At 37.4% G+C, this 10,092-nt stretch carries 11 protein-coding genes; 1 reads left to right on the plus strand and 10 read right to left on the minus strand.

Annotated features, from left to right (window positions below; genetic code table 11):
• Window positions 1-874: 874 nt before the first annotated feature.
• A complete protein-coding gene (locus CH362_RS18855) occupies window positions 875-1,918 on the minus strand; it encodes a hypothetical protein (protein ID WP_100711867.1) in 1,044 nt (347 codons plus the stop codon).
• A gap of 166 nt (window positions 1,919-2,084) precedes the next feature.
• Entirely contained in the window at window positions 2,085-2,741 is a 657-nt protein-coding gene (locus CH362_RS18860) for a DUF2087 domain-containing protein (protein WP_100711868.1), read from the minus strand.
• A gap of 92 nt (window positions 2,742-2,833) precedes the next feature.
• Between CH362_RS18860 and CH362_RS19555 the strand changes: the two genes are divergently transcribed.
• Window positions 2,834-2,941 (plus strand): TraY domain-containing protein, encoded by a 108-nt coding sequence (locus tag CH362_RS19555; protein WP_125169739.1) that lies wholly within the window; start codon window positions 2,834-2,836, stop codon window positions 2,939-2,941.
• A gap of 17 nt (window positions 2,942-2,958) precedes the next feature.
• Here CH362_RS19555 and CH362_RS18865 read toward each other — a convergent pair whose 3' ends face one another.
• From CH362_RS18865 to CH362_RS18910, 8 genes are all read right to left on the minus strand, one after another.
• Window positions 2,959-4,029, minus strand: a complete 1,071-nt coding sequence (locus tag CH362_RS18865) for a GTP pyrophosphokinase (RefSeq protein WP_100711869.1) — start codon at window positions 4,027-4,029, stop codon at window positions 2,959-2,961.
• Window positions 4,030-4,225: 196 nt separating this feature from the next.
• On the minus strand, window positions 4,226-4,969 hold the full coding sequence (locus CH362_RS18870; protein WP_100711870.1) for a hypothetical protein: 744 nt from the start codon (window positions 4,967-4,969) through the stop codon (window positions 4,226-4,228).
• Window positions 4,970-5,133: 164 nt separating this feature from the next.
• Complete coding sequence (locus CH362_RS18880; RefSeq protein WP_100711872.1) at window positions 5,134-5,736, minus strand: hypothetical protein; 603 nt, start codon at window positions 5,734-5,736, stop codon at window positions 5,134-5,136.
• Between the two features lie 188 nt (window positions 5,737-5,924).
• Entirely contained in the window at window positions 5,925-6,320 is a 396-nt protein-coding gene (locus tag CH362_RS18885; RefSeq protein WP_100711873.1) for a type II toxin-antitoxin system death-on-curing family toxin, read from the minus strand.
• Entirely contained in the window at window positions 6,317-6,556 is a 240-nt protein-coding gene (locus tag CH362_RS18890; RefSeq protein ID WP_020770165.1) for an AbrB/MazE/SpoVT family DNA-binding domain-containing protein, read from the minus strand. The genes CH362_RS18885 and CH362_RS18890 overlap by 4 nt, the downstream gene beginning before the upstream one ends.
• Before the next feature lie 718 nt (window positions 6,557-7,274).
• On the minus strand, window positions 7,275-7,904 hold the full coding sequence (locus CH362_RS18900; protein ID WP_100711874.1) for a HEPN domain-containing protein: 630 nt from the start codon (window positions 7,902-7,904) through the stop codon (window positions 7,275-7,277).
• Window positions 7,905-8,164: 260 nt separating this feature from the next.
• Complete coding sequence (locus CH362_RS18905; RefSeq protein WP_100711875.1) at window positions 8,165-8,833, minus strand: AlbA family DNA-binding domain-containing protein; 669 nt, start codon at window positions 8,831-8,833, stop codon at window positions 8,165-8,167.
• 176 nt (window positions 8,834-9,009) lie between these two features.
• Complete coding sequence (locus tag CH362_RS18910; RefSeq protein WP_100711876.1) at window positions 9,010-9,576, minus strand: hypothetical protein; 567 nt, start codon at window positions 9,574-9,576, stop codon at window positions 9,010-9,012.
• Between the last annotated feature and the right edge of the window lie 516 nt (window positions 9,577-10,092).

A 10,092-nucleotide genomic window follows, 5' to 3' on the forward strand; every position in this document is an offset into this window, starting at 1 on the left:
CTTTGGAGATAGATTAGCATTTCAATAATTCTAACGAGAGTATATTTTAAGCCATATGTCGACTAACGACCAAGGCTTGACGACGTTTCGCGAGTGCGCAAGCACTTGGCGCGAGTTTTGCCCTGCAAAACGAGTGACAAAGCGAAATGTGCCGAAGGCCAAGCGAGAGTTGCGAAGCAAGCTCGAAGCGCAGCGTACAAGCCGAAAGTTAAACGCCGTTTCGCTTGCTAACTAATTAATCAAATAACTTTCACTCTATCTGTATCAATACAGCAATCATCAAATAAGGATTAAGCGAATTAGAGCTAAAGAAATAAGCAGCGCTATTGGCAGTAAGGTGAAAATCGATTTAAGAAGAGATTCTGATGCAACTCCAATTATATCTTTGCCAAATAATAACGAAAAAGCAACTACTAAACTAAGAAGAATTGCCAGCACACTATATAAATATAGTAATGCATATTTTAAGTCAGAGCGACGGGCAAAGAATATATACAAGATCAAGTATACACTGTAAATTGCAGAAATAAGGGCGCTAGCTGGAAATAGAAAAAGTAGCAATATAAATAATGTTTCGAAAACACTAGAAGCATATGCTCGTTCAAGTACTACAGGTACAGAAAAATATAATATTAGACTGACCAACTCAAGAAAGAATAAGGTAGTAGCTTTGTCATTTATTTGTTTAATCATTCTTATAAATTAATATTGAAGAAATGGCGTTTAACGACCAAGGTGTTCCGACGTTTGCAATGGCACGAGTTTGCTCATGCAAACGAAGTGACAGAAGCAAATGTGGCGTAGCCCGAGCGAGAGTTGCGAAGCAAGCTCGAAGCGTAGCGGAAGCACCGATAGTTATACGCCGTCACACATATCACTTAACTCTTTTATCAATTATGGGAATTAATTTTTCAAATAGTTGCAAAGCTTTTTTATTGACTCCATCTTCTTTCGACAATTGAGGAACGGCGAATATTATTGTAGAGGCATCCTTAGCAAGTTGATCCTTAATTTCATCGTCCTCGATTAAGCCATGATATCCAGGTATTGAAGATGAAATTGCCTCTCGGTGAGCGTATTGCTCTTCATATTCCCTTTCTTTGTTATATTGATTTATTCCCAAGACTAACAAATAAATAAAGGGTGCAAGAAGAGAGATTCTTAATACAATTCCCATATAGGCACCAGCGAATGGATCAGATTTCTCAACGCCCGTTTGATCCAATTTAATTGTTTCGATTGCCTTTTTCTCTAGAGAAGAGCTTAAGATACTACTGTTATTAAATCGGTCAAAAAACGGCAAAACGATTAAATACGATATAAGGAATGAAGCGCCTACTGAAGTTAGAACAAGTGCAAGCCAAAGCAATTTCTGTTTAACTATACTTACTTTTCTCTTGGCAAAAGCTTCAGAGATTTTAGTGCTATTTACTTCTAAAAGCACTTTTTTTGAAAGGTTAGTAAGCTCTAAGACACCTTCCAGCGCTTCTTGGGCCTCAGAACTAAGAGTATATAGTTTTTCAACTTCATTCTGAAGTACTTGGCCTCCTAAACTAAGAGAAGCTATATTATAAGACCGTAAAGCTTGCAAGATACGATCTAATGCAGACATTATTTGTGGAAAAGCTTGATCTTTAGCTACTTTGCTAGCCTCTTCAGCAATAAAAGTGTGGAGATTATTAGTTGCAATCCCTAACTGATTATTCATTTCATTAAAGAAGTTTATCGATAATGTCACCCCTGATAAAATATTATTAGAAATCGCTAAGTCAAATATTCTCGTTACTTCATTATATAAATTCTGAATATCTTCGAATTCATATCCATTCCATTCGTGCTCTACATAATGACTACTCAATCCTATTCCCTTGAGGCGATTATAGTTCTCTATTAAATTTTCAATATGATTTTTCTTCATTTTTCTTACTCAACGTTTATTTGTGATTGCGTCTAACGACCAAGGTGCTCCGACGTTCGCAACGGCACGAGTTTGCTTTGCAAATGAAGTGACGGAAGCGAATGTGGCGAAGCCCAAGCGAGCGGGTTGCGATAGCAAGCCCTGAGCGGCGCGGAGGCACCGATAGTTAGACGTAGTGGCGAGAATACTTACTACCGTCTGGCAAACGATATAAGTATTTCAATTCAATCATATATCTTCTTAACAAAGCAAAGTCCTTATGGAAAAAAGAAAGATAATCATTAATCTCCTTCTCACTATAATGACGGTCGCCAGATAAACCTATAGAAAGAAACTTTAAAAGCAAATTTTTAAGTTTAATTTGTCTAGGCCATACAATACGATTTTCAAATCCCAAAAATAGCTTCTTAATTGGAAAATAAGCCTTAAGCAATTCTAAATTCTGAGAATTTAAATAAATATCTTTGGAATGAGTACAAGCCAGAAATAAGCTATAGTCTTGATCACTAAAATTCTTCTCACTATCTGAGATGAAATGAATGCCTGGTCCTTTCTTAGTAAAAATGATGGATATAGATTTCAGAATCATCGATCTATCAACCTTCAACGATTTTTCATCGGAAATTACTACGAACTTTTGCCAATCAATAATAGGATCACATTCCTCTCCTAATAAACGTTCAATTTCTGCAGCTACACAGATTGAAAAGAAACTGTTAAGGTTATCAATAAGGTATTTCGGAATCTTTTCATATTTGGAGACTATTTCTAAATATGGACCTTTAATCGTGTTTAATATATGAGATAGATTAATTCGTTCCAAAACTATTTTTAATCAGACTTTTAAATCTTTCCCCTTAAATATGCAATTGTCTCGCCATTACGTCTAACGACCAAGGTGTTCCGACGTTTGCAATGGCGCGAGTTTGCTCATGCAAACGAAGTGACAGAAGCAAATGTGGCGAAGCCCGAGCGAGAGTCGCGTTAGCGATCTCGAAGCGGAGCGGAAGCACCGATAGTTAGCCGCCGTTAAATAAAAATTAAGAAAGTTCTTCCTTAATTCGCATATATCTCTGAATTGCAATTTCTCCATCAATTCCTATGACATTCAACGATCTTTTATTAAAATATTTTTCAATGTCATATCCGCTATTCATCAACAATATATAATTAATATAAAATAATCCGACGGTAGGCCATAATGACGGTGGCGACATATCAGTTTTACTAATCCATTTTTCTGCGAATTCTAATATTTTGTCTTTATTCTTTCGTAAGCATTCTTTCAAATTTGGAAGTGATAAAATTTCAAATTCACGCAACCAATATATTTCAGTATCTATTACCTCAGGTATACCAGACCCTCCCCTAACAAACTCAGCACCGATAAGTTGCCTAATAGATTCATTCAATTCTATGTAGTCTCTATCTTTTGATATATAGTATGTCATTATTTCTCTATCAATTTCACTATTATAGTCATTTGCTATCTCTTCTATCGATTCTCGATATTGTTTTATTTCATTTTCTAAGAAATTGAATTCTTCATCGGCCCATTCAAGCAAGCTTGAAACTCTTGAAAACCTACGGCGGAGATGTTTGGGAATTGTATATGTAAGTTTATATCCTAAATCATGCTCAATTTCGGCCCATGAATGTTGCAAAATTGATCGCAATTGTATTTCAAATTTCTGATCCTTGAATGTTTTATACTCTGATAGACTTGCTCGAGAATCAGAAATTTGACAAATAAAATGCAATGATTTATAGCCAAAAACTTCGGGATTGCTACTTGTCTTCTCTAACTTCGAATTTTTCATATCTAGTAAAAATTCGTTTTTGATGATATCGGCAACGGCATCAACATCCTTCTCTAAATATGTAACTATACGAAATCCGCATATATCTGTTATATCTTTGATGTTTTGATATTTTTGTTTTAGATCTATTTTTTCAGACAAGCTTTCTTTCGATTTTACTCTACTAGTTATATCAAGAACTTTTACTTTCTTTTCAGAAATCAAATGCGTCAGTAATTGTTTAATTGTAGTAGAGCATTTATCATAAATGTTCCTATTTCTATCGAATTCATTTAGGATTTCATCTTTCATAAGTGATGTATATAATGGCGGCTAACGACCAAGGTGTTCCGACGTTCGCAACGGCGCGAGTTTGCTTTGCAAACGAAGTGACGGAAGCGAATGTGGCGTAGCCCGAGCGAGAGTTGCGAAGCAAGCTCGAAGCGATGCGGAAGCACCGATAGTTAGACGAAGTCATTGGCCGTTGCCGAGATTATAAATTTCAATCTTAAGACAACTTTGCCCTATATACCTTTACCGCATTCTTTGACCAAACAATAATATTAATGTATGAATTTGGGCGTATTTCTTTATTATATTTTTTGATAAATGTTGAACATACTTCAATTACATTTGAAGCATCAGTATGATTTAGACTATCGAGAAGAAACAAGATCTCAATATTTGCCGTTTGACCCATCATATGACTAATTACAGGCAATTGCCTATTCTTATCCTTCAATTTGTCTTCAAGATCTGCCTTTGCAGATTCTGGTGAATAAACTTGGCAAAGGTGCATACTGATAACCCGACGATCTTTTTTAAGAAACAGAAGACGATCAATATCAACTCTTTCATTTTCACGCTTTGGTATAGATGAATGCGAACGAAAGACCCAATCACTTTTGCCATCAGTTGGATCTTGCCCAAAAGGATTTATTTGAATCGTATCACCTATCTTAGGATCAATTTCGCCCAAACTTTCTTTTGCTAAAACTCTAGCTAATGCCCAGACTGCTGCATCTTCCTTAACTTTCGATGAAACTTTTCCTCCTCTTAAATAGAACTTCTTATATTCTGGCTCATCATCCAAATATTTTGGAATTTCTGACCGTTTATCGTAAAAATCGCTTTTATTCGCTCTTAAGAATTCTTCTACACTACCAATTTCTTGGAATTCATATATAGAAAAATCCATTCCAGCCAAATTCAATTCTATTTTCTTCATTTCATAATAAAGCAAATCAGCCAATGATTTCGCCTAACGACCAAGGTGTTCCGACGTTCGCAACGGCGCGAGTTTGCCCTGCAAACGAAGTGACGGACGCGAATGTGGCGTAGCCCGAGCGAGAGTTGCGTAAGCAAGCTCGAAGCGACGCGGAAGCACCGATAGTTATGCGCCGTATTCTGTTTCTGCTATTGAATTGATTCTTGGCTGCATGGATAATTATGATCTTTTCCTGGGTAAGGAGCACATATTTGTCCTTTGTCATTTATAAAAAACTTATAAACATAATCACTGGCAAGTGGCTTTCCCCAAATTATATTATGAATCCTAAAAAGTTTGCTCTTTCCACATTTTCCAGTTCCTCCACCGCAAATTGGATCAAAATGATAAAATGATCCATCCTTTTCTAAAACGTATTTAAGCTCAGGATTAGAATTGAAATTGGTAAACTTGATTGTCTTTGAGAGCTTCAACTCAACAAATTTGCTCCGATCAAACTTAGCCAAAGCATCAGAAGGAATATATCCTTCCGCTGAATTACATACTTCATGTTCCTTCTTTAGCGTGCAAAAACCGCTATCAACCTTAACCCAGCCATTAGCTTCAGCGATCTTACTTTTAATAAGTAGTGTCGGATAAAGATTAAAAATCAACTTTGAGTCAGAAGAAGGTTCTTCTCTCAACTGAGATGGTTTGATAACCACTAGCTCTTCCTTCCCTTCATCATCTGCGAAATAAACTGATAATGGTAATATCAATAAAAGAAAGAGTAATAGTTTAGCTGTTTTCATATTTTCCTTGTTTATGTATAAATTTCAGAATATGGCGCATAACGACCAAGGTGTTCCGACGTTTGCGATGGCGCGAGTTTGCTAATGCAAACGTAGTGACAGAAGCAAATGTGCCGAAGGCCAAGCAAGGGTTGCGTAGCAATCCCGCAGCGATGCGGAAGCACCGATAGTTAGCCGACGTCGAGCACCTACTTACGAGGATTTGAACTATCTTTTAACCAAGTTGATAAATTGATTTCATCTATGCTTCCATCTGCAACTCGAAGCATAATCGATACGACTTCTTCTTCTGGCACTTCTATACTATATCCATTTAATCCGAGAAATACATACGTAACCATGTAAGCTACGCGTTTATTCCCATCAATGAATGGATGATTCTTGGCTATTCCTATGCATAATGAAGCAGCTAAATCAAAAATACTAGAAGATGAATCATATACCCATTTATTCTTTGGGCGATCAAGAGCCGATTCCAGAAGCCCTTGGTCTCGGATCCCCTGAGATCCACCATGCTGTTTAACTTGATCTAAATGAATTGCTTCGACGATTTTCTTATTTAACCATTTAGGCTCTTGCTTCATTTAGCCAATTCTCTTAAAGCATTACGGTATTTTTTAGAGCCTTCTTGGTAAATGTCCATAGCCTCTTCAAAATCAGGATCGTATGGAGACAAAAGAATGCCTGCTTCAGTTTCCAAAAGAAAGACAGTATCCCCTTCATGAAAATTATACTTTTCCAGAAGTACTTTAGGAATTGTAGCCCCAGCGGAATTCCCTATTGCCCGAATTGTTGTTTTTTTTACTGATGAAGCATCCATGTTATAACAATAGTAATAACTGGGTTAATTGCAAGTATTTTATCTTTTAAAAGACCTAAAATACAACTGAAATAACAGATTTTTGAAAAAGAACAAATGTTGTGCTCGATGTTCGGCTAACGACCAAGGTGTTCCGACGTTCGCAACGGCACGAGTTTGCTCTGCAAACGAAGTGACGGACGCGAATGTGGCGGAGCCCGAGCGAGTGAGTCGCGAAAGCGATCTCCGAGCGGAGCGGAAGCACCGATAGTTAGGCAGCAGTATCGCCCCTAACACATTGCACCCAAGCCCTACTCTATGAAATCCTCAAATAGAATAAAAGCAATTAGTGGCAAATTTACTTTCAAATTATAAAAGTAGCGAACCCTTTTCGCAGGATTTAACAAAAGATAGATGCAAGTAGTTCCGATCGATTCCTAACATTCTGCAAAACATTTCAGCCTACGATATAAAGCAAGAAAAGGGGGAAAAGCGGTCGAAACTTAAAGTGGATCTTGGATTTGGTCGGCTCTAAGGTAAAATCTAAAACTTATATAATAAAAATAAAAGAAAATCGCGATATTGCGCCTAACGACCAAGGTGTTCCGACGTTTGCGATGGCACGAGTTTGCTCTGCAAACGAAGTGACAGAAGCAAATGTGGCGTAGCCCGAGCGAGTGGGTCACGAAGTGAGCCCCGAGCGGAGCGGAAGCACCGATAGTTAGTCGCCGTAATTTGGCTAATCAACTTCTCTCGACTTTGGTACCTTACTCCATGGATACTTTCCAACTAAAGAATGTAAGTATTCACGAATGGCATCTGAACTTATAATCGCCAATTTAACAATAAAAGTTGTATAATTTCTTAAAGCATTCAGATGAATATTTTCTGTCTCAATGAGTTTATGTACTATACCTCCTCTTAGCGTCATAAACTTATCAAGTCTCTTTACAGATTGTTCAAAAGAATTATTCTTCCATTTCCACGAATGACTCAGATTTTTCATCCCTAATGTGTCGCAAATGAACTTATCTATCTGCTTAGGTCTGGCAGTGTTGAAGTCTTGAGATAATCTTTCACAATTCAAAATTATTTCTTCTCGCCAGCCATTATCGCTAATTTTCCATATTGCACGTTCATCTTTCTGATTCTTTAATGAATTCGATATTGATACCAATAGATGAGCCGGAAGATCACCGGATTTTTTTGCCTCTTGAGCCAGAAATTTAGTACCATTAAGAGCGGCTGCCTCTAAAAAAGATTCCCAAGCTGCACATAATTGTACTATTGTACTTTTATAAAGTGCTTTCTTCTTTTTATTTATATCAAGGACATTTCCTTCTTTCAAATCATCGGCAATTTGATACATAGTGTAGGTTTCTAAGATCAAATCTATATGAACTACGATAGGATGTCTAGGTGTGCTCATCTTGCATTGTTTAGTTTATTAAATTATGGCGACTAACGACCAAGGCTTGACGACGTTTCGCGAGTCCGAAAGGACTTGGCGCGAGGCTTGCTCTGCAAGACGAGTGACAAAGCGAAATGTGGCGGAGCCCGGAGCGAGAGTGCGTAGCATCTCGAAGCGAAGCGTCAGAGCCGATAGTTAGACGTAGTGATGCTTTTATACTAATATTTTATAATAAGTTTTAATCTACTAGATTTATTGTCGTAGCTAAGAATCACTTTTTCTAAGGGCTCAGATATTCGTCTCAACTCCCTAATCGTTATTAACGTTATCCAATGATTATTGACTTCAGTCAATTGTGCATATGTATCTGCTTCAGGCCACCGATGTTCAATTAAATATTGTATTGATTGTCCGAAGTCTCCCATCTGAGTGAAAGGTAAATTAGACCAATCACCAGTTACGGTTACAGTAGCGTTTAAATACAAGCCCAATGTTCGAATTTTACTAGAACGCTTTGCTATTAACTGATTAAATACTTCTGGACTTGCTAAAATTGTTTCAGACCCTTTTCTTACCCAGGCTTGCCCACCAAAATGGGGAGTTTCTTCACTATATTCAATTTCAACAATTACGTAAGAAATATCTTTTTCGACTTCTACCTTACTTTTCCATACGATTGGCGGATAAATTTTGTCTGCGATCTCTCGGACTTTCTTCTGAATATTATCTGGATTTGTAACACCAACAACTTTGCCAGAATTATCCTTTCCGATATAAATTCTTGCTATATGACCGGGTTTCACGGAATTTGCAAATCCAACTAAAGTTTTCAATATATCTTTTAAATCCGATTCGACCTTATACTCTACTAGATTATCTTCCCACATACAATTAATTATAAAGCATCATTACGTCTAACGACCAAGGTGTTCCGACGTTTGCAATGGCGCGAGGCTTGCTCTGCAAGACGAGTGACAGAAGCAAATGTGGCGGAGCCCGAGCAAGAGTCGCGTTAGCGAGCTCGAAGCGGAGCGGAAGCACCGACAGTTAGGCGAAGTGCAAACTACTTTCTTTCTTGCAAATAAATAAGCATCGGGGGTTGAATAATGAAATTAATTCTATTTAATAACAAATCAGAACCTTTGCTTGATATTCTGTATGAATGCCGATCGACATTCCCATAAATTTCTCCGTGACCTTTTTCAATCCAATGCGGAACAAGCCTCATATAGTCAATATTTTTATCTGCCTCACTTTCTGACGAAAATGTATAAAATTCGATTATAACATGTACTGCTATATCTTTCTTTGCGACGGGATCATAAGTCATTTTATTAGAATCTGTCACGATGATTTGAATGATCTCCTGACAATTCGCAATAATATAGGGCCGAGAAAGTTTCTCTTTATTGCGATCTATAACTTCATTCATCATCTCGCCTTTTAATCTTTGCTTAATTTCTGCTTTTTCAAAATGTTTACTTAATTCGAAAACTACGTTTTCGTATATGTCCTTTGACGGGAACGCGCTTTGTGCAACTTTTGTTTCCCTCACATTTCCATCTTTAATCCCGGGTTGACACACACCAAAGGAGACTATTATAAATAAAAGTGTTAATAAGTGTTTCATTTTAACTCACTAATTTTCTTTTGCATTTCGCCTAACGACCAAGGTGTTCCGACGTTTGCAATGGCACGAGTTTGCTCATGCAAACGAAGTGACAGAAGCAAATGTGGCGTAGCCCGAGCGAGTGAGTCGCGTAAGCGATCTCCGAGCGGAGCGGAAGCACCGATAGTTAGGCAGCAGTATCGCCCCTAACACATTGCACCCAAGCCCTACTCTATGAAATCCTCAAATAGAATAAAAGCAATTAGTGACTAATTCACTTTCACAATATAAAAGTAGCGAACCCTTTTCGCAGAATTAAACAAAAGATAGATGCAAGTAGTTCTGATCGATTCCGAATATTCTGCAAAACATTTCAGCCTACGATATAAAGCAAGAAAAGGGAGAAAAGCGGTCGAACCTAAAATAGATCTTGATTCGGCTCTAAGCTCTAAGGTAAAATTCAAAACTTATATAATAAAAAATAAAAGAAAATCGCGATATTGCGCCTAACGACCAAGGCTTGACGACGTTTCGCGA

This window comes from Leptospira saintgironsiae, assembly GCF_002811765.1.
GTDB classification, from domain to species: domain Bacteria; phylum Spirochaetota; class Leptospiria; order Leptospirales; family Leptospiraceae; genus Leptospira_B; species Leptospira_B saintgironsiae.